A 25,532-nucleotide genomic window follows, 5' to 3' on the forward strand; every position below is an offset into this window, starting at 1 on the left:
TGTTGTCGGGATCATGGCTGCTTGGCTCCAGGTCCCGATGCCCCCGGCCCCGGTGCCGGTCCGGTCTGCCCCTTCTGGTCGCCTTCGCTGCTGCTCCGTTTGGCGCGGTGCTCGCCGTCCTTGCCCTGTCCGTCCTTTTGCCCGTCCTTGGCCTGCCCGTCCTTCTTCTGCCCATCCGGGCCCCGCGTGCGCTTGCGCGGGGCGAGATCGGCCGACGGTGTCTGGTCATCGCGGCCGACGACCACCTTGGAGCCGTCGGACAGATTGGCAAAGCCCGTCGTGACGACCTTGTCGGTCGGCGACAAGCCGTTGGCAATGACGGCGTCATGCTCGTTCTGCTGGGTCACCGTGACCGGCTTGGCCGAGACGACATTGTCCTCGCCGATGACGTAGCTGAAGGTGCCGATCGGTCCGCGCTGCACCGCCGATGTCGGCACCACCAGCGCCTGCATCAAGGTCTCGACCTTGAGGCGGACATTGACGAACTGGCCCGGCCAGAGCTGATAATTGGCGTTGGGGAATTCCGCCTTGAGCTTGAGCGTGCCCGTGGTCTGGTCGACCTGGTTGTCGATGCCGGTGAGCTTGCCGGTGTCGATCACGGTGATGCCGTCATTGCCGAACACGTCGACGGCGAGCGTGCCCTTCGACGCCGCTGCGTTGACGCGCATGATCTGCTGCTGCGGCAGGCTGAACCACACCGCGATCGGCTGCAATTGCGTGATCACCAGGAGGCCCGTGGCGTCGGCGGCGTGGATGATGTTGCCTTGGTCGACCTGGCGCAGGCCGGCGCGGCCGGAGAGCGGCGCCACGATCTTGGTGTAGCTCAACGTCGCCGCCGCATTGTCGATCGCGGCCTGGTCGGCTTTGACCAGCGCCTCGGTCTGCGCGACCGCGGCGCGCTGGGTGTCGGCCTGTTGTTTGGAGCCCGCGTTGGAGGCAGCCAACTGCTCGTAGCGCGTAAGGTCGATGCGCTGGTTGGCGAGCTGCGCCTCGTCCTGCGCTTTCTTGGCGACGGCCTGATCATACGTCGCCTGGTAGAGCGCGGGATCGATCTCGCCGAGCACGTCGCCCTTCTTGACGTCCTGGCCCTCGGTGAATTTCACGGCGATCAGCTTGCCGTCGACCTGCGAGCGCACGGTCACTGTGTTGAGCGCGCGGATCGCACCCACGCCGTCGAGATAGACCGGGACGTCCTGGATGCGGGGTGTCGCCGCCAGCACCGGCACCGGCAGATCGGGCCGCTGGTTGCGGCCATTCGCCTGCTGCGGCTGCTGGTGCCAGACGGTCCAGCCGAAATAGCCGAGCCCGCCAAGGATGGCGAGCGTGATCAGGGTCATGACGAAGCCGCGGCCGCGCGATTTCTTCGCCGTCCCTTCTTTCGCGCCTTCCTTCGTATCCGGCTTAAAGAGCATTGACCGGTTTCTCCATTCGCGGCTCCCAGCCGCCGCCGAGCGCCTGATACAGGCTGACGATGGCGAGAAGCCGTGCGAGTTGGGCCTGCCACAACGCATCTTCGGCCTGAAATAGTGTCTGCTGGACGTTCAGCACAGTCACGATGTCGGCCGTGCCGGCGCGCAATTGCTGCTCGGCGAGATCGAAGGCGCGCTTCGACGAGGTAACGACATCGCGCTGCAATTGTAGCTTGATCGTGGTCTGCTTGATCGAATACAGCGCGTTGTCGACGTCCGCAAACGACTGGATGATGGTCTTGCGGTAGGTCTGGAGCAACTCGTCCTGCCGCGCCTTGGCGAATTCGAAATTGCCGAGGATCTTGCCGCCGTCGAAGATCGGCTGCGTGGCGCTGCCGACGAGCTGGAAGAAGGCCGCATGCGGCTGGAACAGCGAGACCAGCGCCGAGCTCTGATAGCCGCCATTGCCGGTGAGCTGGATCGTCGGAAAGAACTGCGCGCGGGCATTGCCGATGTTCGCGGTCGCCGAGGCGAGCTGTGCCTCCTGGCGGCGGATGTCGGGCCGCTGCGTCAAAAGCTCCGACGGCAGGCCGGGCGTGACGCGCGGGATGGCGATCTTGTTCAGCGAGCCGCCGAGCACGCGGACGCTCTCCGGCGGCCGCGATACCAGCACGGCGAGTGCGTTGACGTTCTGGTCGAGCGTCTGGCGCAGCGGCGGCACCAGCGCCTTCTGGTTGGCGACCACGCTCTCCTGCTGGGCGACGTCGAGATCGGTCCCGGTGCCGGCCTTGCGGCGCTCGCGGATCGCATCGAGGATCCGCTGCGCGCTGGCGATATTGCTCTGGGCGGTGCGCAGCCGGTCCTGCGAGGCCAGCACCTGGAAATAGGCGTTGGCGACGCCGGCGAGCGTCGTCAGCGCGACGACGTCGCGATCGAATCGGTTGGCATTCGCCGTCTCTTCTGCGGCTTGCAGCGCATCGCGGTTCTGGCCCCAGAAGTCGAGCTGGTAGCTCGCGCTCAGCGAGGCCGAATAGTTGACGACTTCGCGGCCGCCGATGGACAGGCCCGAGGCGCTCGAACCCGAGGTGCGTGAATAGGTTTCCGATCCGCCGCCCGACAGGCTCGGCAGCAGCGCCGCGCCCGCCTGCCGCGCCTGGGCGTCGGCCTGGACGATGCGCGCGACGGCGGCGGCGATGTCGAGATTGACGATCTGCGCCTCCTCCATCAGTTGCGTCAGCTCCGCAGAGCGAAAGCCGCGCCACCAATCCAGCGACGGCGGCGCATCCGGCTTGCCCGCGTATTTGTACTGCGTGGGAACATCGAGTGCGGGATCGGGCAAATCCTGCGTCAGCACGCAGGCGCCTGAACTGGCGGCAAGGCACGCCACGGCAGCCCATCGCGCCGCGCGCGACGTCCGGAACGTAAGGCCGGGAGATCGCCTCATGGCGACCGCAGGACCATCCTGTGTCACATCCACCCCCCGCCGGGCAGATAGATCCGCCACCGCAGAGCCGGATTAACCGATTCGTGGCGGAACGGCCGGGGGCGTTTGTGTAACTCGTTCACAGCCGTGATGCTTTCTGCGGAACCTGAAGTTCATACTAGCGGGGCGCGGAACAGGGGGACAGTCCCGCACCTGCGAAATGCGGCCTCGAATGCGTCGATGTCGAACTCACGCAAATACACAATATACCTGTGTCACAGGGCTTTTTTGTATTCCAACCTCGCTCCGGGGCGCATTCAAGCTTACCAAGATTTCATGTGATATTGCTGCCACGCCGACGCCAGCGCCACCGGTCCCGGCAGGCGCTCCACCGAAACCTGCATCGCGGCGCACCGCAGCTTCCCCGGCCTTGGCTGAGCGCACGGCGCGCTTTGATCGGGTGCTGGCCTGCAATTGCGCTGTGCACACGGCGGTGGATTGCCGGAGGTACCCCGCCAGCCCCTTGGCGACCGGCGCAGCGCGCACCTATATCATTCGCATGATTCGACGCTGACCGTTTGCGGGGCGCCCTCGGGTCCAGCGATATGAGGCGTATGGGGGCGCCTGGCTCGCGGTCGGACAGTATCCGTTCAGGTGATGGATCTGCCGATGTCGCATACCATCTCGGTGACGTCAGACACCATAGACACAGTGCTCGCCGATCTGCCGCGCATCGTTCGGCTCGCACTCAGTTTTGGCGCGCGGCTGCGGCGAGGAACGCTCGACGTCACCCTGCCCGACGGACGCGTGATCCGTCTCGGCGGCCAGGAGCCGGGCCCGAATGCGGCGATGCGACTGCACAATTACGGCTTCGCGTCGCGCCTCATCAACAGCGGCGACATCGGCATCGCGGAGGCCTATCTCGCCGGCGACTGGGATACGCCGGACCTGACGCAATTCCTCTACCTGTTCTGCGTCAATCACGATCTGATCCAGGCCATGCTGAACGACAAGCCGCTGATGCGGTTCGTCCAGCTGCTGCAGCACTGGTTCAACCGCAACACCCGCCGTCAGGCGCGGCGCAACATCCATGCCCATTACGACATCGGCAACGCGTTCTATTCAGCCTGGCTCGATCCCGGCATGACCTATTCCTCGGCGCTGTTCGAGGAGAGCACCTCCGATCTCACGGCAGCCCAGACCAACAAATACCGCCGGCTCGCCGAGGCGCTCGACCTGAAGCCGGACCAGACGCTGCTCGAGATCGGCTGCGGTTGGGGCGGCTTCGCCGAGTTCGCCGCAAAGACCTTCGGCACGCGCGTAGTCGGCCTCACGATCTCGACCGAGCAGCGCGATTTTGCGCAGAAGCGCATTCACGAGGCGGGCCTTGCCGACAAGGTCGAGATCCGTCTTCAGGATTATCGCGACGAACGCGACCGCTACGACCGCATCGCCTCGATCGAGATGATCGAGGCCGTCGGCGAGCAGTTCTGGCCGAAATATTTCGCCCAGTTGCGGGACCGGCTGCTGCCCGGCGGCCTCGCCGGCATCCAGGCGATCACGATCCAGGACAGGCTGTTCCAGAGCTACCGGCGCGAGGTGGACTTCATCCAGCGCTACGTCTTTCCCGGCGGCATGCTGCCCTCGCCCGCCGTGCTCAAGTCGCTCGGTGACAGGTTCGGCCTGCCCGTCATTCGCGAGCGCATCTTCGGGCAGGATTATGCCAAGACGCTGGCCACTTGGCGGAATAACTTCCAGACGGCCTGGCCGGGCCTCGTGCCGCTCGGCTTCGACGACCGGTTCCGGCGGCTGTGGGAGTATTACCTGTCCTATTGCGAGGCCGGATTCCTGTCCGGAAATATCGACGTCCGGCAAGTCATCTTCGCAAAGCAGCAATAAGGGTTTGCGGGGTCGGCTTGCAGGGGTCGCTTGCAAGGGTCGCTTGTAAGGCCCGCCACCCTACTTTAGGGTCGCGCCCACCCTATGATCCAGCCGGTAATTGCCTGACATGACCATCAAAAATGACGTTGTCGAAGCCATCGGCAACACCCCGCTCATCAAGCTCAAGCGCGCCTCCGAACTGACCGGCTGCACCATTCTGGGCAAGGCCGAGTTCATGAATCCGGGCCAGTCGGTGAAGGACCGCGCCGGCAAATGGATGATCCTGGAGGCCGAGAAGCGCGGCGAGCTCAAGCCGGGCGGTCTCGTGGTGGAGGCGACCGCCGGCAACACCGGCATCGGCCTCGCGGTCGTGGCGAGCGCGCGCGGCTACCGCACGCTGATCGTGATCCCGGAGACGCAGAGCCAGGAGAAGAAGGATTTTCTGAAGCTGTGCGGCGCCGAGCTGATCGAGGTGCCGGCCCTGCCCTATGCCAATCCCAACAATTATCAGCATGTCGGTCGCCGGCTCGCCGACGAGCTGCGCAAGACCGAGCCCAATGGCGTGCTGTTCGCAGACCAGTGGAACAACCTCGACAATGCGAAGGCGCACTACGAGTCGACGGGCCCCGAGATCTGGGAGCAGACCGGCGGCAAGGTCGACGGCTTCGTCTGCTCGGTCGGCAGCGGCGGCACGCTCGCCGGCGTCAGCCGCTATCTGAAAGAAAAGAACAAGGACGTCCGGATCGCCTGCGCCGATCCGCATGGCGCCGGCATGTTCGAATATTTTCGGAGCGGCGACGCCAAGGCGACGCCGGGCGGCTCGATCACGGAAGGTATCGGCCTCAACCGTGCGACCGCAATCGTCGAGAGCGCGAAGGTGGATGACGCCTATCTTGTTCCCGATGCAGAAGCCGTCACGGTGATCTACGAGTTGCTCCAGCACGAAGGCCTGTGCCTCGGCGGTTCCACCGGCATCAACATCGCCGGCGCGATACGACTCGCGAAACAGCTCGGGCCCGGCAAGACCATCGTCACCGTGCTCTGCGATTCCGGCAGCCGCTATCAGTCGAAGCTGTTCAACGCGGATTTCATGCGCGCCAAGAACCTGCCGGTGCCGGAATGGCTGGAGAAGCGCAGCAACATCAAGCCGCCGTTCGTCTAGGCCGGGAGGGTTGCAGCCGCCCGGACTACGAAGTCCGGCTCAAGTTGAGGCAAGCCGCGGTGCCGTAGCCGTAGGGTGGGCAAAGCGAAGCGTGCCCACCTTGCTTGCCGGAGACTGCGGACGGATGGTGGGCACGGCGCAAAGGCGCCTTTGCTCACCCTACGGGGTCACCGCAAGATCTGGCTCAAGAACAGCTTCGTCCGCGCGTGCTGGGGAGCGGCGAAGAACTCGTTCGGCGTGTTGGCCTCGATGATCTGGCCCGCATCCATGAACACGACGCGGTTGGCGACCTCGCGGGCGAAGCCCATTTCGTGGGTAACAACCAGCATGGTCATGCCCTCCTCGGCGAGGTCGACCATGGTGTCGAGCACTTCCTTGACCATTTCGGGGTCGAGCGCCGAGGTCGGCTCGTCGAACAGCATCACCTTGGGGTTCATCGTCAGCGCGCGTGCGATCGCGACGCGCTGCTGCTGGCCGCCGGACATCTGTCCGGGAAACTTGTTGGCCTGATGCGGGATCTTGACCCGCTCCAGGAATTTCATCGCGTTGACCTCGGCGTCCCTCTTCGGGATGTTCCGCACCCAGATCGGCGCCAGCGTGCAATTCTCCAGGACAGTCAGATGCGGGAACAGGTTGAAGCTCTGGAACACCATGCCGACCTCGCGGCGGACCGCATCGACGTGCTTCAGGTTCGGCCCGAGCTCGATGCCGTCGACGACGATCTCGCCCTCCTGGAATTCCTCGAGCGCGTTGATGCAGCGGATCAAGGTCGACTTGCCCGAGCCTGAGGGGCCGCAGATCACGATGCGCTCGCCCTTCTTGACCTCGAGGTCGATGTCGCGCAGCACGTGGAACTCGCCGTACCATTTGTTGAGGCCGGAAATCTTGACGATGGGGTCGGACATGATGACCTCGATCAGTTGCGACGGTGAGCGTTGAGGCGGTGCTCGACGAAGAGCGAGTAGCGCGACATTCCAAAGCAGAAGATGAAGTAGATGATCCCGGCGAAGGCAAAGCCGGTGAACGCGGTCGACGGCGTCGACCATTTCGGATCCGAGAACGACGCCCTGAGCGAGCCCAGCAGGTCGAACAGCGCCACGATCGAGACCAGCGACGTGTCCTTGAACAGCGAGATGAAGCTGTTGACGAGGTTCGGAATGACGTGGCGCAGCGCCTGCGGCAGCACGATCAGCGAGGTCGTCTTCCACCAGGACAGGCCCAGGGCGGCGGCCGCCTCGCCCTGCCCGCGCGGGATCGCGGCCAGCCCGCCGCGGACGTTCTCGGCCTGATAGGCGCCCGTGAATAGCGAAATGCCGATCAGCGCGCGTACCAGACCGTCGACCGTAAAATTGCCCGGCAGAAACAAGGGCAGCATGTAGGTCGCGAAGAACAGCACGGTGATCAGCGGCACGCCGCGCCAGAACTCGATGAAGGCGATCGAGAAGATCCGGATCAGCGGAATGGTCGAGCGGCGGCCGAGCGCCAGCGCGATGCCGATCGGCAGCGAGGTGACGATGCCGGTCACGGAGACCACCAGCGTCACCAGAAGCCCGCCCCACAGATTTGTGGTCACGACCGGCAAGCCGCCGTGATCGAGCCCCATCAGCTTGATCACGGCCGCGATGCCGATGAAGGTGCCGACGCTGGATGTCAGAGCCCGGCCGCCGGTGCGAACGCCGCCACCGACAGCGAAGGCGATCAGGGAGACGACCGCCGCCGTGATGGCGAAATCGGCCCAGACCGACTGGCCCGTTCCCTGGAGCTGGTCACGGAGCCAGGTCAGCGGAAAGATCAGCCAGTAGATCGCGCTGCCGACCAGCACGATGAGATTGCCGGCCAGCCAGAAGAGCGGTGCGACGGCCGAGGTCTTGGCGAGACTGAGCAGAGCCTGCCCGGCGCCGATGATGCTGTCGTCGAACAATTGCAGCAGGCCGGCCGTCCAGCTCAGGCCGAACCCGGTGATGCCGCCGCCGTGCAGCAGAAAGAACGCAACCACTGGAAAGGCGAAGAAGAAGAGACTTGCGTTCAGTCCTTTCGCCGGCAGGCGCGGAATGAGCAGCGGCAGCAGCAGAGCCGCCGACAGGATCAGCGCGAGATTGACCCGCCAGCGCTCGGCCTCGGGATAGAAGCCGTAGATCAGTTGCGGCAGCTTGGCCTGGATGAAGGGCCAGCAGGCGCCGACCGTAAAGCCGGCATTCTCGGTCAGGCACGCCGTGCGATCCTTGCCGGTCCAGACCGCATCGACCATCAGGAACTTCACGGCAGGAATGACGGTGAACCAGAGCAGCAAGGCGCCGACGATCGTGAGCAAAATGTTGGTCGGCGAATTGAACAGGCGCGTGCGCATCAGGCCGATGAAGCCCGTGGTCTTGACCGGCGCGGGACGCTCGGTGAGCAGGTCCCGGCGGACATAGGCGGACGAGATGATGTCGCTCATGCGCCCAGACTCCGGCTGACGCGCCAACCGTAGACGCTCATGACGGCGCTCGTGAGCAGCGAGATCAGGAGGTAGACGCCCATCGTCATGGCAATGATCTCGATCGCCTGCCCGGTCTGGCTCAGCGAGGTGCCGGCGAACACCGAGACGAGGTCGGGATAGCCGATCGCGACCGCCAGCGAAGAGTTCTTGGTGAGGTTGAGATACTGGTTGGTCAGCGGCGGCACGATCACGCGCATCGCCTGCGGCACGACGATCAGGCGCAACGTGGTGCCGCGGCTCAGCCCCAGCGAGGATCCCGCTTCCATCTGACCGGAGTGGACAGACAGGATGCCGGCGCGCACGATCTCGGCGATGAAGGCCGCGGTATAGGTCGACAGCGCCAGCGTCAGCGCCACGAATTCCGGGATGACTCTTGAGCCGCCGGCAAAATTGAACCCCTTGAGCTGCGGCAGCTCGAAGGTGAAGGGCAGGCCGAACACCAGCACGGCCGCGAGCGGCAGCCCGAACAGCAGGCCCAGCACATAGGGCCAGATCCGGATCATCTGACCGCGCTGAAATAGCGCCCGCCGCGCATAGAAGCGCAAAACCAGCGAAGCGACGATGCCGAGGACCAGCATCGCCAGGAACGGCTCGAAGCCGCCCTCGCCGATCGGGCGCGGAATGACGAGCCCACGGTTGCTGATGAAGGCGATGCCCAGCAGCGAAATGCTCTGCCGCGGATTGGGCAAGGCCGCGAGAACCGCCAGGTACCAGAACAGGATCTGGAACAGCACCGGCAGATTTCGGCAGATCTCGACATAGATCTCGCCGACGCGCGACAACAGCCAGTTGGGCGACAGCCGGCACAGCGCGACGATGAAGCCGATCACGGTGGCGAAGAAGATGCCCACCACCGAGACCACGAGCGTGTTCAAAAGCCCGACCACGAACACGCGCAGGAATGTGTCCGAGCCGGTGTAGGAGATCAGGGTCTGGTTGACGTCGAAGCCGGCATTGTTCCGGAGGAAGCCGAAGCCGGCGGCAATGTGCTGGTTTTCGAGGTTCGTCCGGGCGTTGGAAACGATCTCATAGCCAATCCAGCCCAGGATCGCCGCGAAGGCAAACTGGACGGCGACGCCGTTCCAGCCTGCCTTGCCGCCCAGAACACGCCTGATCTTCAGCGCGATCTGGGCCGGCGGTTTTCGAGCCTCGGTGCTCATCGCCGCGGATCAGGCGGGATCAGCGGATCGGCGGCGCGTACTGAAGACCGCCCTTATTCCAGAGATTGTTGAGGCCACGGCTGATGCCGAGCGGCGAACCGGCGCCGACGTTGCGATCGAACACCTCGCCGTAATTGCCGGTGGCCTTCACGATCCGCACCACCCAGTCCTTGGTCAGGCCGAGCTGTTCGCCGAAATTGCCGTCGCTGCCGAGCACGCGCTTCAGCTCCGGATTTTCCAGTTTCGCCTTCTCGTCGACGTTCTTCGAGGTCACGCCCAGCTCTTCGGCGGTAACCATGGCGAACAGCGTCCATTTCACGATGTCGAACCACTGGTCGTCGCCGTGACGCACCATCGGCCCGAGCGGCTCCTTCGAGATGATTTCGGGGAGCACCATATGGTCGTTGGGATTGGCAAGCTTGAGGCGGTTGGCGTACAGGCCCGACTGGTCGGTGGTGAAGACGTCGCAGCGCCCGGCTTCATAGGCCTTGACGGTCTCGTCGTTGGTGCCGAACGCGATCACCTCGTACTTCATGTTGTTGGCCTTGAAGTAGTCGGCGAGGTTCTGCTCGGTGGTGGTGCCGGTCTGGACGCAGACCGAGGCGCTGTTGAGCTCGAGCGCCGAATTCACCTTGAGCGACTTCTTCACCATGAAGCCCTGCCCGTCATAATAGGTCACGCCGGTGAAGTTGGCGCCGAGCGAGGTGTCGCGCGAGATGGTCCAGGTGGTGTTGCGCGAGAGCACGTCGATTTCGCCGGATTGCAGCGCCGTGAAACGATCCTTGGCGGACAACGGCACGTACTTGACCTTGGTCGGATCGTTGAAGATCGCGCCTGCGATCGCGCGGCAGAGGTCGACGTCAAGCCCGGTCCAGTTGCCCTTGTCGTCGGGCGAGGAGAAGCCGGGCAGGCCTTGGCTGACGCCGCAGGACAGCATGCCCCGGTCCTTGATGGTCTTGAGCGTTTGCGCATCGGCGGCCTGGGCGGAGAGGCCGGCGGCGACAGCGAGAGTGAGAGCCAGGGTTACGCGTTTCATGGGCTGAAGGCCTTTCAAAGTCGTCTCAAGGTCAGGAATGGCGTCTTTGGGATCGTCTCCGCCAGGGCTAGCCGCATCAAGACTAGCCTTGCAAGAGTCATGCTGGAAAACCTTGCCGAACACTCGCCCATCCCGGGAGGCCATACCTTAATCCCCGCCGCAGGCGTCCGCCGTTATGGCTGTGACGCAAGGTCCGGTCAGACGATGGATCGAAGGTCGCGGCAGCCCCTCAACATGCGGCGACTGAATAGCACCCGCGCATCTCAGAACGACTGGCGAGCCGGGTCAAGGGGTTGACGGGACTCTTCTGTGTTCTGTTATTAACGGCAGCGGCCTTCGGCCGGCCCGCGGGCGCGGCGCGCCCGGTGGAAACGCGCTTTTTGAAAGCAGACGCATGGATTCCTCGCATCCCGCCCAACAGCACGCCGAAACCCGGCTGGTGACCTCCGGCCGCGACACCAAGGCGCAGAAGGGGTTCGTCAATCCGCCGGTGTTTCACGGTTCGACCGTGCTCTATCCGACCGCTGAGGACCTGCACGCCCATCGCGGCGAGTTCCAGTACGGCCGCCACGGCACCCCCACCACCAGGGCGTTCCAGGAGACGCTGATGGCACTGGAGGGGCCGCAATGCGCCGGCGTCGGCATCGTGCCGTCAGGCCTGTCGGCGATCTCCACCACCCTGCTCTCGGTGCTGAAGACCGGCGACCATCTGCTCGTCTGCGACAACGTCTATCGGCCCTCGCGCAATTTCTGCAACGGCATGCTCGCGCGCCTCGGCATCGAGACCACCTATTTCGATCCGCTGATCGGCGCGAGCATCGACAAGCTGTTCAAGCCCAACACCCGCGCGGTGCTGGTGGAGGCGCCGGGCTCGCAGTCGTTCGAGATGCCTGACATCCGCGCCATCGCCGAGGTCGCGCATGCGCGCGATGCGCTCGTCATCGACGACAACACCTGGGCGACGCCGCTCTATCATCGCTCGCTCGACCAGGGTGTCGACATCAGCATGCAGGCCGCCACCAAGTATATCGGCGGCCATTCCGACATCATGTTCGGCACCATCTCGGCCAACGCCAAGGCGTGGCCGCAGATTGCCGAAGGCATCCGCCTGCTCGGCGTCTGCGCCGGCCCTGACGACGTCTTCCTGGCGCTGCGCGGCCTGCGCACGCTGTCGGTACGATTGGCGCAGCATCACCGCTCGGGGCTCGACATGGCGCGCTGGCTCGCGGCCCGCCCCGAGGTCGCGCGCGTGCTGCATCCGGCGCTCGAGACCGATCCCGGCCATGCCATCTGGAAGCGCGATTTCACCGGCGCGTCGGGCCTGTTCAGCATCGTGTTGAAGCCGGCGCCGCAGAAGGCCGTCGACACCATGCTCGACACGCTCAAGCTGTTCGGCATGGGCTTCTCCTGGGGCGGCTTCGAGAGCCTCGTGATTCCCTTCGATTGCGACGCCTATCGCACCGCCACGAAGTGGTCGCCGGGCGGCCCGACCCTGCGACTGCACATCGGCCTCGAAAGCGTCGACGATCTCAAGTCCGATCTCGATCGCGGCTTCGCTGCCCTCAAGGCGGCAATGTGAGCCTGCTCACAAGGCATCGCGCCTCGGGACGCGGCAATCGCGCGCCGGCGGACGCGCAAAACGCGCGCCGCGGGAACGCGCAACCGCCGCAAACGTTAACGCGGATGCGCCAACAAAGGGTTTGAACCGCTGACGTTTGGCGCTAGCCTCACCAATCGACTCCAATCCGGACGCGGAGCATGGGAACGTTGGTTCTGCTCGATCTGATGGGCGGCGTGGCGCTGTTGCTGTGGGGCCTGCACATGGTCCACAGCGGGATTCTGCGCGCCTTCGGCCCGGACCTGCGGCGGCTGCTCGGCAAGGCGCTCGGCAACCGATTCAACGCGTTCGCCGCCGGGCTAGGCCTTACCGCGCTGCTCCAGAGCAGCACGGCGACGGCGCTGATCACCAGCTCATTCGCGGCAGAAGGCCTCGTCAGCCTGGCCGCCGCGCTCGCCATCATGATGGGGGCCAATGTCGGCACGACGCTGATCGTGCAGGTGCTGTCGTTCAACATCGCAGCCGTTGCGCCTGTCCTGTTCGTGCTCGGGCTCGTCGCCTTCCGCTCCGGCCCACGGTCGCGGATCAAGGATATCGGGCGCGTATTCATCGGTCTCGGCTTGATGCTGCTGTCGCTGCACATCCTGCTCGACACGCTGGCTCCGGCGGAGAACGCGCCGGGTGTTCGTGTCATGATGTCCGCGATCACGGGCGATCCCGTGCTCTGCATCGTCATCGCCGCGCTCGTCACCTGGGCGGTGCATTCGAGCGTCGCCAGCGTGCTGCTGATCATGTCGCTGGCCTATTCGCAGTTCATCACACCTTACGCGGCCCTCGCGCTGGTGTTGGGGGCCAATCTCGGCAGCGCCATCAATCCCGTGTTCGAGGGGGCCCGGCGCGACGATCCCGCAAGCTACCGCCTGCCGCTCGGCAATCTCGCCAACCGCGTGATCGGGATCGCGCTGGTGCTGCCGTTCCTGAATGGGATCGCTGAGCACATGCACGCCTGGCAGCCTGATCTCGCCAGGATGACGGCGGCCTTCCACATCGCCTTCAACGTAGGCACGGCCGTCATCTTCATCGGCCTGCTCGACATCATGTCCCGGCTCCTGACCCGGCTGCTGCCTGATCGCGTCCGGGAAGACGATCCGGCCCGGCCGCGCTATCTCGACGAGAGCGCGCTGGAGACGCCGTCACTGGCGCTCGCCGACGCCGCGCGTGAGACCTTGCGCATGGGCGATCTGGTCGAGGTCATGCTGCGCAAGGTAATGGCGGCGATGATGACCGGCGACCGCGCGCTGGTCGACCAGGTCACGAAGATGGACAATGTCGTTGACAGCCTCGACGAAGCCATCAAGCTCTATGTGACGAAGCTGATGCGGGGCAGCCTCGACGAGAGCGAGGGCCGGCGCGCGATGGAGATCATCTCCTTCGCCATCAACCTCGAGCATATCGGCGACATCATCGACAAGAGCCTGAGCGAGCTCGCGACCAAGAAGATCAAGCGCCGCTTCCAGTTCTCGGCCGAGGGCGCCGAGGAGCTCGCCGCCTTCCACAAGCGCACGATGGACTCGCTGCGGATCGCCTTCGGCGTCTTCATGTCGGGCGATGCCAACGAAGCGCGCAAGCTGCTGGTGGAGAAGACCACGCTGAAGAACACCGAGCTCGCCGCCGTCGAGCGTCATCTCGACCGCTTGCGCGAGGGCCGCCCCGAGACCATCGAGACCACCTCGCTGCATCTCGACGTGCTGCGCGACCTACGCCGCATCCACTCGCATATCTGCTCGGTCGCCTATCCCGTGCTCGATGCCGCCGGCGAGCCTTATCGCAGGAGCGAGGCGGATGCCGCCCTGCCCGCCTCCGGCGCGGCGTCGGCGTTACCGCGCTAGCGGCGCGTCTCAGCGTTCCAGCGTCCTCGAGGCGCGGCCGCGGTTCTTGATGATCAGCATGATGTTGCGGATATAGATGATGGTCGCGAGCGCCTGTCCGAGGATGATGACGGGCTCGCGCTTCACGACGCCGTAGACCAGCGTCATCAGCCCGCCGCCCATCGAGCAGAACCAGAACGCCATCGGCACCACGCTGTTGCCGGCCCGCTCGCTCGCGATCCACTGCACCAGGAAGCGTGCGGTGAAGAACAGCTGCGCGACGAGGCCGAACGCCAGCCAGAAATCGAACTTGGCGACGAAGACGTCGTAGAGATAGTTATTCAACGCCTGACCGTATTGGATGATCATGCCTTCACCTCAGTCACATCTGGTGTCGGCTTCTTGCGGCGGATCAGCCACCACACGCCGACGAGATCCATGATGCCGATCCACAGCCGGTCGAAGAAACCATAGTTTGACACGCCGGAATGGCGCGGCCGGTCGATCACGTCGACATAGGCGATCTCGTAGCCTTCGCGGCGCACCAGCGCCGGCAGGAAGCGATGCAGCCCGTCGAAATAGGGCATCATCAGGAACACGTCGCGCCGGAACGCCTTCAGGCCGCAACCGGTATCGCGCGTTCCGTCCTTCAGGATAGCATTGCGGACGCCGTTCGCCACGCGCGACTGGAATTTCTTGAAGCCGGTATCCTTGCGTCCGACACGCTGACCGGCCGCGAGACCGACGCGCCCCGCCCCCTTCTCGACCGCCGCGATCAGGTCCGGCAGGAAGGCGGGATTGTTCTGCCCGTCGCCGTCGAGCGTCGCCACGATCGCGCCGCGCGCTGCGCGCACGCCGCTGCGCACTGCTGCCGACTGGCCGCCTGATCTGGCATGGCGAAGCTGCCGGAGATTGTCCCGCTGCTGCATGATCGCGCCGAGCCGTTCGCCGGTCGCGTCCGTCGAGCCGTCATTGACGTAGATGATTTCATAGGCCCAGCGGCCGTCGAGCGCCGCGCCGATCTCCTCGATCAGCGGCGCGATGTTGTCGGCTTCGTTGCGCACGGGAACGACGATGGAAACCGAAGGCTGGGACGACGACAAATCGAAAGCTCGTGGTTGGAATTGGCCTGCCCCGGGGAACCGGCGGTCCCGGCAGGCAGCCGCTTTTATGGGGCGGATGCCCCGTGGGCAACCCTTTTGAGGCGGCCCGAGACCGCCCCTGCAAGAGGCACAATGGTGCCGTCGGCGCGGATGGCAAAGCCGAGCCTCCGGGCCGCGAACCAGTAGCGCACTGCCATGGCGCCGACCATGCCGACCAGAGCGCCGGCGACGACGTCGCTCGGATGATGCGCGAGCAGCACCAGCCGGGTCAGCAGGATCACGATTGCGTAAGTGAACATGAACACGCGCAGGCGCGGCCACAGCGCCGAGACAGCAAACGCCAGCGCAAACGCCGTCACCGCATGACCCGACGGCAGGCTGGCATAAGCCCCCGTTCCCTCGAACGGGATGAAGTTGAACGGATCGGCCTTGCCGCTCACGAACGGACGGCCGCGGCCGATGAGATATTTCAGGATCTCGGCAACGAACACGGACAGGGCGACAGACAGAAACATGAACTGCAGCCGCGTACCGATGCCGAGCAGCAGCCCACGACGGGTGCCGTGCAATCCCGCTGCAACGAGCGCCAGGACCACCAGCGTCCCCCCGAGCACCGAGAGCACATACTCGTCCTTGCCGAAATCGGTGAGGATACGGATCGGCCACAGGCTCGGCGTGCCGCGCGTCGGCATCAGCTGGATCTCGGTCTGATCGAACGCGAGCATCAGCACGATGATCAAGGTCGCACCGGCCGCACTGAGCCACAGCGAATGCCGCGCCAGCTTTCGCGCGGCTTCGGCGCGGCGCGAATGCGAAGGCGTACGGACGAGCTGCACCAGGGCATGGCCCGACACCGCGAGCAATTGCGCGGGATAGCCCGGGCGTGGCGCGCTGTCGGCCGGCGCTGGCATCTACTCAGTGCCTTCCGAGCGGAAGATCGAGATCGAGATCGCGCGCCCTTGCGAGAAATTATAGCCGTCGATGCGGGTACCTACCTTGTAGCGCAGCCCGATCGCCTCGGCCCGCTGCACGAAGCTGCGCTCCGAGCGCTGCTCGATCAGCGCGAAGCGACAGCTCCCCTGCCGCAGGAAATCCGCCGCGCCCGAGCCGTCGGTGAGCAGCGTCTGCGTGCCCGTCAGGAACACGAGGCTCGGCTCGTGATAGCCGGCGGCGGCTGCCTTCGGCCCGACGCAGGTGACGTTGCGAAGCGCGCGTGCGATCTCGATGCTCGGAAACAGCGGGGTCAGCGACGGCAGCACGATGCCGTAGACCACGACCGCGAGCATCAGCGCTGCGACCAGCGCGTTGAGCAGCGAGCGCTCGGCGCGGTTGGTGTCGAACAGCCACCAGGCGAACAGACCGAAGATGAGCGAGGCCGCAATGAACGGCCAGGCCACGAACGCCGGTTGCCGCGTCAGCATGACCGCGCCGACCACGGCGATGATCGAGGCGGCAGCGGGAATCGCGAACCACCACGCCGAGCCGCGCGCGAGCCACGAGCGCGACAGCACGTTCCGCTCCAGCGCACCGACCGTGAGGATCGCGATCGCCGGATACAGCGGCAGCACGTAATGCGGCAGTTTGGTCAGCACCGCCTCGAACACGATCCAGGACGGGATCAGCCAGGCCAGCAGGAACTGCGCGCCGGGCTCGCGCCGGGCCCGCCACACCGCCGGCGCCGCCATCGCCGCAAGCGGCGCGCCCGGCCAGAATGTGATCCAGAACAGCGCCAGATACAGTCCGGGCGGCGCGCCATGGGATTCCTGGGCGCCGATTTTGCTCAGCATGTCGCCGCCGACGGAATCGGCGAAGAAGGCATCACCCGCGCGCCAGAAGATCGCGACGAACCAGGGCAGCACCAGCACCAGCATCCACATCAGGCCCCAGAGCGGACGCAGCTTCCACAGCCACGAGGCATCACGGTCCTGGATCGCGAGCGCGACAATGGTGAGGCCTGCGAACATCAGGATCAGCGGACCCTTGATCAGGATGCCGACCGCGAGCGCGGTCCAGAAGATCGCGGGCCAGCTCCACGGCGGATGGGTCTCATCCTCGGCGCGCTGCCACGACAGATAGGCGCGCGACATTGCGCCCATCGCGGCGGTCACGCAGAACAGCAGCATCGCATCGGTTTTCGCCAGCCGCGCCTCGACGCCGAGCAGCACGGAGGCACACATCAGGAGCGCGGCAAGCACCGCCGCGCGCCGCGTGACGAAGCCGAGCGCCGCCCAATAGGTCATCAGCACGGCGCCGATGGCGCCGATCAGCGACGGCAGCCGGTACACCCAGATCCGCAATTCGGCCTTCGGCAGCTTGAGCGCTGATGCGGCTTCAACTGCGGCCGATTGCAACCAGTAGATGCCGACCGGCTTCTTGTAGCGGACGTCTTCCTGGAAACGGATGTCGACATAATCGCCGCTCTCGACCATCTGCTTGGTGGCCTGCGCGAAGCGCGCCTCGTCGCGGTCAACAGGCGGAATCGTGAAGAAGCCCGGCAGGAACAGCAGCAGCGCACACAGCAGCAGGAAGCCGACTGCGCGGGCGTGACTGGCCGTGGCGTAGTCCAGCATAAGCACGAGCCGGCTGCCCGGATTCACGGGCGCTTTCGGCTCGCGGGGTGCTCCAAAACGGGGGCTGGGATAGGTCTCGGCCATTGGTTCCGCTTACGCTGAAACCGTCATTCCGACAACCGGTTAAGGCGGGGTCATTGAATTCGAATGACAACTGTGTCCGCGGCGCCAGTTGCGTCGATCACGGTAAGCCGCGCAAAGCCCGGACCGGGCGGATCGATCAGGCGCTGGCGGCGCCCGTCGATCTCGCCGAGTGATGTTCCATTAACCATGACGGTCATGGGAAGGACGCCGCCGGCGACCTTCACCGGCATGGCTGCGCTCCCCTCGCCGCCGGAACGGTCGACATCGATCCGCGAGCCGTTCAGCGGGAACTGGATGTGCAGCGCCTGCTCGCTGCCGGTCCGCACCAGGTCCCCGACCGGGCGGAACCGCTTGAGTGGCAATGGCAACTTGGCGTTGCTGGCGACCAGGGTTCCCTTCGGCGGCTTCGGCAACGGGGCCAGCGTCTTGCCGGTGCGCGCGAAGGCGTCGAACAGGATCGGGGCTGCGGCCACGCGGCCGATCAGGCCGGGAACCGGCGCGCCGTCGGGCCGGCCGACCCAGACGCCGATGGTCATGCGGCCGTCGAAGCCGACCGACCAGGCGTCGCGATAGCCGTACGAGGTGCCGGTCTTGAACGCGATGCGGTTGTGGGCGGCGTTTTCGGGCGGCGGCGTGCCCAGGAGCACGTTGCCGACCTGCCAGGCCGCAACCTGGTCCAGCAGCCGCAGCGGTTCCCGATCGTCCCGGCCGGTCATGAGGTCGCGCAACGGCATGGTGGTGCCGAGCCGAGCGAAACCCGTATAGAGCTGGGTGAGGTCCTGGAGTGTCACACCGACGCCGCCGAGTCCCATCGCGAGCCCCGGTGCCTCGTCCTTGGGCAGGACCAGATTGCCGCCGGCCTGCCGCAGCCGCGACGACAGCCGGCTCGCGCCGACGCGGTCGAGCAGCACGATCGCCGGCACGTTCAGCGACAATTGCAGCGCCTTCTTCACTGGCACCGTGCCCTGAAACGTCATGTCGAAATTTTCCGGCGCGTAGGAGCCGAAGCGGACGGGCCTGTCGTCGATCAGGCTGTCGGGATGGACAAAACCGTCCTCGAAGGCGAGCCCATAGATGAAGGGTTTCAGCGTCGAACCCGGCGAGCGGACGGCGCGGGTCATGTCGACCTGCCCCGCCCGGCTCTCGTCGAAATAATCGGCCGAACCGACGCGGGCGAGCACGTCGCCGCTCTCATTGTCGACCACGATGATGCCGACCGAGATGTTGGGCCCGAGCGCAATGGCGCGGTCGCGCGCCAGTGGCTCCAGCACCTTTTGCAGATTGGCATCGAGCGTCAGCTTGATGACCGGCGTATCCTTGACCGTCGACAGCGCCGTGTCGGAAGCGTGCGGCGCGAGGATCGGCATCGGCTTGCGCAGTTTTGGCACGGGCACGGCCTTGGTCTGCTTCGCGTCCTCAAGACTGACCACATGCTCCTCGACCATGCGGTCCAGCACGCGGTCGCGCGCCTTGCGTGCGGCCTCGGGATAGCGATCGAGCCGGCGCGTCTCCGGCGATTGCGGCAGCGCCACCAGCAGCGCGGCCTCGGCCAGAGAGAGCCGCTTCGGCTCCTTGCCGAGATAGGCGATCGAGGCTGAGCGGATGCCTTCGAGATTGCCGCCGTAGGGCGCGAGCGCGAGATAGAGGTCGAGGATCTCAGCCTTGCTCATGCTGCGCTCGATCTCGATCGCCCGCACGATCTGCCGCAGCTTTGCATAGAGCGAGCGCTGCCGCCGCGGCTCCATCAGCCGCGCCAGCTGCATCGAGATGGTCGAGCCGCCCGAGACGATGTGGCCGCGCGTGGTGAGCTGTAGTGCGGCGCGCCCGAGAGCGAGCGGGTCGAGACCGTTATGCGCGTAGAAGCGCTGGTCCTCATAGGCGAGCAGCAGTTTGAGATAGGTCGGATCGACATTGGCCTTGGCATCGACCGGCAGCCGCCAGCGGCCGTCGGCCATGGCATACGCGCGCAGCAGTTTTCCGTTGCGATCGACGATGGTGGTGGAGACCTGGCGCGCCTCGTCGAGCGGGAGCGGGCCGAGCGAGTAGACCCAGGCGACAAAGCCGAAGATGGCGAGGATGAGCGTGAGCGCGAGGCCCGAGAGGACGCGAAAGCCCCTGCCCCTTGCCCCGTCATGGCCGGGCTTGACCCGGCCATCCACGTCTTTGCCGGCAGCGCCACAGCTCGTGGATGCCCGGGACATCTGCGCGAAGACGCGCTTCGCGCTTTTGCCCGGGCATGACGACGGAGTATGTGGCTCTGCTTCGCTCATCTCTCCACTCACTTCGCCGCCCGCACCTCGACGTTACCCGTCCCGGTCCGGCCGTAGCGCGAGGGATTGTACATGTCCTCGACATAGGCCTGCGGCAGCACGTATTTGCCGGGCGAGACCGCGCGCACGACGTAGGCGACGGTGAAGACCGACTTGGAGTCCGAGGCGCGATCGACCGCCGCCGTGAAGCGGTCGTCACGGAACTCGGTATCTTCAGGCTCCTCGCCGTCCTCGATCCAGTCCAGCGTGCCACTGTCGCCCGACGACACCAGCTTCGGATTGTCGATCTCGAGGCCCGCGGGCAGATAGTCGGACACCATGATGTGGCCGTACTCGGGCTTCGCCTCGGTGATCTTCAGCACCACGGCGAAACGCTGGTTCTGCTTGACCTTGCTGATGTCGGCGGGCTTGCCGTCGAGCGTGAAGTAATTGCGCTCGATCTTGAAGCCGTTCGATGCAGCCGGCTCCGGCGTGACCGGCGAGCCCGACACCGAGACCACCGCCTGGACCGGCGCATCGCCGGTGTTGGTGATCTTCAGTGGCTTGCCCTCCAGCGTCACGGCCTTGTAGCTGCGGTACAGCGCGGTCTTGACCGGCTGGCCGTCGACGTCCATCGACAGGTTCTCCTTGGCGAGCGCGCGCGCCGCCAGCACCAGCCACGCATTCTCCTGCGTCGAAGTGTAGGGCGTCAGACCGCGCGCGGTCTCGACCCGCGACACCGCCTGCGTCAGCGTCGCCTTCGGCGCATTGCCTTCGCTGGCGAGCGAGACCAGCGCGGCGGCATCGCGAAGCTGCGAGCCGTAGTCGGTGCGGCCGAACTCCAGCACCGGTTTTGGCGCAAGGCTGTCGAGCGCGGCACCGTAGACGCGTTCCGCGCGGTTGCGGTCGCCGACCAGTGCGAGCGCCGCCGCAAGCTGCGACTTCGCGATCGGCGTTGCGAGGTTGGCGAGCTTGGTGTCGGCGAGGTAGCGCAGATCGCCGATCGGAGCAGCGCCGTTACGCGCGAGCACGTAGAGGCCGTAGGCGAGATCGCGCCCGCCGTCCTTCTCAGGCTCGTTGCCGTTCACGACCGAGTTGCGGATACGGTCGAGCGCGTTCTTGAACAGCACGTCCGGCACCGCAAAGCCTTTTTCGCGGGCGCGGGTGAGGAAGTCCGTTACGTAGGCGTCGAGCCAGGCGTCGTCGCCTCCGGCCGACCACAGGCCGAACGAGCCGTTGGAGCCCTGGCGTGCCAGGAGCCGCTCGATCGCATCGCGGATGCGCTGGTCGACCTCGGTGTCCATGGCCAGATGCGCGCCGACGGCGAGCTCATTGACATAGAGCAACGGCAAGGCACGGCTCGTGATCTGTTCCGAGCAGCCATAGGGGTAGCGGTCGAGCGCCTTCAGGATCGTTGCGGCGTCGAGCGCCGTCGACAGGCTGGCCGAAACCGAGACGCTGCCGGTGCCCGGGACGAGATCGGAGAACATGTCCGAGGTCAGCGTCAGGCTTTCACCCTTCGCCAGCGTCCGGATCGAACGCCGCGCCAGCACCTGTGTCGCCGCCTTGACGTCGAGCGCATAGTGACGCGCCAGCGCAAGGCCGTTCGGCCCCTTGATGTCCACGTCGAGCGTCGCCTGCCCCGCCGCCGTCGCGTCGATTGCGAGCGTAAACGCGTTGCGCTGCTTGGCGGCGAGCTTGACCGTGGTTGCGGGATTGCCGGTCATCTTCACCGGGCCGCCGGTCTTCACGTTGATGACGTAGTCGCCGGCCTGGCCCTCGACATTGTCGATCTCGAGGTTGACCGTGCCGTGGTCGCCATTGAGCAGGAAGCGCGGCAAGGTCGTGGTCAGCACCACGGGATCGCGGATCACGACATCCGTGTTGGCACGGCCGAGTTTCGTGGCGGTCCACGCCACCGCCATGACGCGCGCGGTGCCGGCGAACTCGGGGATATCGAAGCTCACTTCGGCGGTGCCGTCGGCGGCGACCGTGACGATGCCCGAGTAGAGCGCGAGCGGCTTTTGCGCGGGCGGAGAGCCCTGCAATTCGCCGGCGCCGGCATCGCCGCCGGACTTGATCTGTCCGCGCGTGCCCGACATGCCGTCGATCAGTTGCCCATAGAGATCGCGGATTTCCGCGCTCAGGCGGCGCTGGCCGAGATAGTAATCGTCCGGCGCCGGCGGCTTGTAATTGGTCAGGTTGAGGATGCCGACATCGACCGCGGCGATGACGATTTTGGCGTCCTCGCCCGGATTGAGCCCGTCGAGCTTGACCGGGATCTTCAACGTCGCATTCGGCCGGACCAGTGCCGGCGGCGTCAGCTTCACCTGGAGCGTGCGGGTCTGCTTGTCGATGCCGAACCATTTCAGGCCGATCGCCCGGCCCGGCATGCGTTGCGCAGCCGCATCGAGCGGCCGGCGCAGCGTCGCCACCACATAGGCGCCGGTGCCCCAGTCCTTGCCGACCGGCAGCCTCACCTGCGCGGTACCTTCCTTGACGTCGATGGTCTGCGTCGTCAGCAGGCGGTCGCCGAGCACATTGACGGTGAGCTTGCCGGCGCTGCGGACGTTCACCGATACCGTCATGGTGTCGCCGGAGGCATATTGCGGCTTGTCGATCGAGGTCTCCAGCAGGTCCGGCGTGTCGGCGCTGCCGTCGGAATACCAGCCGACATCGAACTGCACCGAGGTCACCGGACCGTCGGCATCGTTCGACTTCACATCGAGCCGATAGCGGCCGGGCTGCGGTGCCAGCGAAATCCGCGACGGCTTGTCGGCCGCGATCGTCACGTCGCCGTCGGAAACGCGCGAAGTCGATTTGACCGGCTCGTACTCCCAGTAATTGTTCTGGCGATACCACTGGTAGCGCGACTCCATCTTCAGGAGCTCGTAGCGCAGGCCATCGCGGCGCAGCCTCTCACCTTCGGGCGAGACGAACACGACGTCGAACTCGGCCTTGTCGCCCTCGGCGACGTTCTTGTCGCCGAACAGCGGCTTGATGCCGATCATGGCGTTGGCGGGCGCGACCGGCAGCACGATCTTGCGCTCGACGGCACGGCCGCCGGTCTCGACCATGCGAACGAAGATCTGCGCTTCCTGCGGGCGCGTCGAGGCGGGCTGCTTGTCCAGCGTCACCGGGAAGGTGGCAACGCCGTTGGCGTCGGCTTCCGGCAAATTCTCCAGCGGCGTGCGCTCGTTCGAGGTGGTCTCCTCGTCGGCGACGCCGAACTGGTAGCCGGCAAAGCCCGGGCGTTCGCTCGCGGGCGCGACCAGCATGTCGCCTTCGAGCTGGAGACCCGACGCCGGCGCTCCATAGAGGAAATGACCATCCGCCTTGAGCTCCACCGGAGCGTTAGCTTTGATCAGCTTGTCCTTGGCGGACAAGTCGAATTCGATCCGATCTGGAACGTAATCCTCGACCATGAAGGTGGTTTCGCCGACCGACGAGCCCTTCGGATCGGTGAAGGCACGCACCCGCCAGGTCCCGGTCGGGACGGCCGAATTGAGCGGCACGGACAGCGTACGGCCGCCGGCGCCCTGGTCGGCCAGCACCGCGCGGCGGAATTCGACGCCGTCGGGGCGCTCGATCACCAGCGTCAGCGGCCCGCCGGCAATGGCATTGCCCTGCCCGTCGCGCAAGAGCGCGGTGAGATAGACGGTCTCGCTGGAGCGATAGACGCCGCGCTCGGCGTAGACGAAGGCATCGGCGCCCGATGGCACCGCCCGGCCCGAAACGCCGCGGTCGGACAGGTCGAAAGCCGAGGTCTTCAGGCTCAGGAAAGCATAGTCGGCCTTCTCGCCCGTGACAGTCAGCATCGCCGGCGACAGGCCGCCCTCGCCACGCGCAAGCCCCGCCTCGAACAGCACATGGCCGGACTCATCCGTCTTGCGGGTCGCCAAAATCTCGTTGTTGCGCGCGACCAGCCGCACCTCGGCCTTGCCGACCGGATCGGTCGAGGCCAGCGAGTTCACGAAGACATGGATGCCGTCATTGCCGGAATAGGCGGTGACCCCGAGGTCTGAGACGATGAACCATTGCGTCGCGAGCTGGTAATCGTCGTCCGAGCCCGGCCCCTTGGCCGCGGCGGTCATCACGTAGACCCCGGGCTGGAGCTCGCCGAGCGCCTGGTCGACCGGGAATGCGGTGGTGACGTCCTGGTTCAGCGTCATCGCGGTCGCGAGCTCGCCGGTCCAGACCTTGACGCCACGCTCGCCGCCGAGATCGGCGAGCTGGTAGCGCGACAGCGTCTTCTGGAAATCGCTGTCGACCACCGTGTTGATCAGGTTGCGGTCGCCGATCCGGAAGACGTTGACGTTGACGGCGGGCGTGTTGACGCTGACCACGGGAATGCCGCGCTGGCCGGTCCGCGGCAGCACATAGGCACGGCTGGTGAAGCGCACGAAGGGCTTGCGGTCGCGCACATAGACGTTGAACTCGGCCGATTTCGGCAGGCCCTCCTTCACGGTGGACGGCAAGCCGGCGCGCAGATTGATGTTGTAGCGCTCGCCGTGCTTCAGCCCGTCGACGCAGAGCTGCTTGCCTTCGGCCGATAGCGCCGGCTTGTCCTGGCCCGCCAGCGCGAGGTACGGCGCGAAATCGGTGCGCTTGGCCAGCTCCTCCGAGAACTGGAAGCAGGCGCGCGGGCTCGCCGAATCCGAGTCCACGGTATAGTCGAGCAGCCGGAAGCCGTGCTCGTCGCGCATCTTCTCGTATTGGCCGCGAACGTCGGCGACCTCGCGCATGTCGAGCGACAGCCGCAGCGCATCCAGCGCCGGCCGCCACAGCTTGCGTTCGGCCAGCGACTTGCCGAGCACGGCGAGCGCATCCGCCTCCTCGCCCGGATTGCCGGCGCGCTGGTAGGCGATGTAGGCGGCGGTCGAGGCCCGCTCCAGCAGGAACGTCTGCTCGCTAGAGCTCTTCGGCGAGATCTGGAAGATCACCTTGGCGAGCCGCAGCCAGTTGCCGGTATCCTCCGGCGTGGTCGCGGCGATCTGGCCGAGCACCGACAGCCCGGTGCGGAAATCATTGCGCCGGAAGGCGGCGTCGGCGTCGGTGCGCAGCGTCGCGCTGGTCTTGGCGACCGGCCCCGCCTCGCTCTTGATCTGGGCCTCCAGCTTGATCGCGGAATCGGCGAGGTCGTCGCGCTTGAACGCTTTGTCGGCGGCCAGCGCTGCGCTAAGGCCGAGCGCCAGCGTGGCGCAGAGTGTGACGGCGCGAACAAGACCGATCATAATGGACTCCCGGAAATCGCGGCGAACGCCGCGTGAGCATGAAATGCGCGGAAAGGTGACCGACTCAAGGCGATGGAACCAAAGGTGCAAATCGTCGCATTCGCCATGACAAGGCAAGCCCTGAGGAGACCGATCGAGATATCACCGCGCACGCCGTCCTGATGGCGCAGCCATACCTGACCGATCGACCGGCGGCCGTGTCCCGGAAGCTGGCCAGCGTTCCCGGCGATGTAATCCATCGTCCAGTCCGCTGCCGCTCAACCCGGCACCCTGACACCCCACCGTTCCGCTTAGTCGCGGCGTTCAGGAAAACGGT

The 25,532-nt window shown here is 65.8% G+C and carries 17 protein-coding genes; 4 read left to right on the plus strand and 13 right to left on the minus strand.

From position 1 onward, the window contains the following. Window positions 1-11: 11 nt before the first annotated feature. A complete protein-coding gene (locus AB7G19_RS22610; protein WP_439036522.1) occupies window positions 12-1,412 on the minus strand; it encodes an efflux RND transporter periplasmic adaptor subunit in 1,401 nt (466 codons plus the stop codon). Beyond that, on the minus strand, window positions 1,402-2,853 hold the full coding sequence (locus AB7G19_RS22615) for an efflux transporter outer membrane subunit (protein WP_354265824.1): 1,452 nt from the start codon (window positions 2,851-2,853) through the stop codon (window positions 1,402-1,404). Before AB7G19_RS22615 ends, AB7G19_RS22610 begins: the two co-directional genes overlap by 11 nt. 648 nt (window positions 2,854-3,501) lie before the next feature. On the opposite strand from AB7G19_RS22615, the gene AB7G19_RS22620 reads away from it, so the two are divergent. After that, a complete protein-coding gene (locus tag AB7G19_RS22620; RefSeq protein ID WP_354265823.1) occupies window positions 3,502-4,731 on the plus strand; it encodes a cyclopropane-fatty-acyl-phospholipid synthase family protein in 1,230 nt (409 codons plus the stop codon). A gap of 109 nt (window positions 4,732-4,840) precedes the next feature. Next, window positions 4,841-5,875, plus strand: a complete 1,035-nt coding sequence (locus AB7G19_RS22625; protein WP_028161359.1) for a cysteine synthase A — start codon at window positions 4,841-4,843, stop codon at window positions 5,873-5,875. 167 nt (window positions 5,876-6,042) lie between these two features. On the opposite strand, the gene AB7G19_RS22630 is transcribed toward AB7G19_RS22625, so the two are convergent. The 4 genes from AB7G19_RS22630 to AB7G19_RS22645 are packed head-to-tail and all read right to left on the minus strand — an operon-like array spanning window position 6,043 to window position 10,550. Continuing rightward, window positions 6,043-6,780: an amino acid ABC transporter ATP-binding protein gene (locus AB7G19_RS22630; RefSeq protein ID WP_063983419.1), complete on the minus strand. Its 738-nt coding sequence runs from the start codon at window positions 6,778-6,780 to the stop codon at window positions 6,043-6,045. Window positions 6,781-6,791: 11 nt separating this feature from the next. Beyond that, window positions 6,792-8,312 carry an amino acid ABC transporter permease gene (locus tag AB7G19_RS22635; RefSeq protein ID WP_354123816.1) on the minus strand — a complete coding sequence of 507 codons (1,521 nt, stop codon included), beginning with the start codon at window positions 8,310-8,312 and terminating at the stop codon, window positions 6,792-6,794. After that, window positions 8,309-9,514 (minus strand): amino acid ABC transporter permease, encoded by a 1,206-nt coding sequence (locus AB7G19_RS22640; RefSeq protein WP_247310409.1) that lies wholly within the window; start codon window positions 9,512-9,514, stop codon window positions 8,309-8,311. Before AB7G19_RS22640 ends, AB7G19_RS22635 begins: the two co-directional genes overlap by 4 nt. A 19-nt stretch (window positions 9,515-9,533) precedes the next feature. Continuing rightward, window positions 9,534-10,550 carry an amino acid ABC transporter substrate-binding protein gene (locus AB7G19_RS22645; RefSeq protein WP_085401451.1) on the minus strand — a complete coding sequence of 339 codons (1,017 nt, stop codon included), beginning with the start codon at window positions 10,548-10,550 and terminating at the stop codon, window positions 9,534-9,536. 394 nt (window positions 10,551-10,944) lie between these two features. Between AB7G19_RS22645 and metC the strand changes: the two genes are divergently transcribed. Both metC and AB7G19_RS22655 read left to right on the plus strand, forming a co-directional pair. After that, window positions 10,945-12,129 carry a cystathionine beta-lyase gene (gene metC, locus AB7G19_RS22650; RefSeq protein WP_135213582.1) on the plus strand — a complete coding sequence of 395 codons (1,185 nt, stop codon included), beginning with the start codon at window positions 10,945-10,947 and terminating at the stop codon, window positions 12,127-12,129. A gap of 179 nt (window positions 12,130-12,308) precedes the next feature. Continuing rightward, window positions 12,309-13,997, plus strand: coding sequence for a Na/Pi cotransporter family protein (locus AB7G19_RS22655; protein WP_354234379.1), 1,689 nt, complete (start codon window positions 12,309-12,311; stop codon window positions 13,995-13,997). Between the two features lie 9 nt (window positions 13,998-14,006). Here AB7G19_RS22655 and AB7G19_RS22660 read toward each other — a convergent pair whose 3' ends face one another. The 7 genes from AB7G19_RS22660 to AB7G19_RS22690 all read right to left on the minus strand — a co-directional run bounded on the left by AB7G19_RS22660 (window position 14,007) and on the right by AB7G19_RS22690 (window position 25,455). Next, window positions 14,007-14,345 carry a lipid-A-disaccharide synthase N-terminal domain-containing protein gene (locus tag AB7G19_RS22660; protein WP_071914138.1) on the minus strand — a complete coding sequence of 113 codons (339 nt, stop codon included), beginning with the start codon at window positions 14,343-14,345 and terminating at the stop codon, window positions 14,007-14,009. Then, window positions 14,342-15,079 carry a glycosyltransferase family 2 protein gene (locus AB7G19_RS22665; protein WP_085401448.1) on the minus strand — a complete coding sequence of 246 codons (738 nt, stop codon included), beginning with the start codon at window positions 15,077-15,079 and terminating at the stop codon, window positions 14,342-14,344. Before AB7G19_RS22665 ends, AB7G19_RS22660 begins: the two co-directional genes overlap by 4 nt. 65 nt (window positions 15,080-15,144) lie before the next feature. Next, the gene (locus AB7G19_RS22670; RefSeq protein ID WP_354123818.1) at window positions 15,145-15,990 is read right to left on the minus strand and encodes a phosphatase PAP2 family protein; all 846 of its coding nucleotides are present in this window, start codon (window positions 15,988-15,990) and stop codon (window positions 15,145-15,147) included. Next, window positions 15,991-17,733 (minus strand): ArnT family glycosyltransferase, encoded by a 1,743-nt coding sequence (locus AB7G19_RS22675; RefSeq protein ID WP_028151725.1) that lies wholly within the window; start codon window positions 17,731-17,733, stop codon window positions 15,991-15,993. A gap of 50 nt (window positions 17,734-17,783) precedes the next feature. Continuing rightward, complete coding sequence (gene pbpC, locus AB7G19_RS22680) at window positions 17,784-19,934, minus strand: penicillin-binding protein 1C (RefSeq protein WP_354123828.1); 2,151 nt, start codon at window positions 19,932-19,934, stop codon at window positions 17,784-17,786. A gap of 77 nt (window positions 19,935-20,011) precedes the next feature. Then, window positions 20,012-25,216, minus strand: a complete 5,205-nt coding sequence (locus AB7G19_RS22685) for an alpha-2-macroglobulin family protein (protein ID WP_354123819.1) — start codon at window positions 25,214-25,216, stop codon at window positions 20,012-20,014. Next, the gene (locus AB7G19_RS22690; protein WP_155795229.1) at window positions 25,213-25,455 is read right to left on the minus strand and encodes a hypothetical protein; all 243 of its coding nucleotides are present in this window, start codon (window positions 25,453-25,455) and stop codon (window positions 25,213-25,215) included. The genes AB7G19_RS22685 and AB7G19_RS22690 overlap by 4 nt, the downstream gene beginning before the upstream one ends. Window positions 25,456-25,532: the final 77 nt, after the last annotated feature.

It is taken from the genome of Bradyrhizobium sp. 215_C5_N1_1 (genome assembly GCF_052075935.1).
In the GTDB taxonomy this organism is placed as follows: domain Bacteria; phylum Pseudomonadota; class Alphaproteobacteria; order Rhizobiales; family Xanthobacteraceae; genus Bradyrhizobium; species Bradyrhizobium barranii.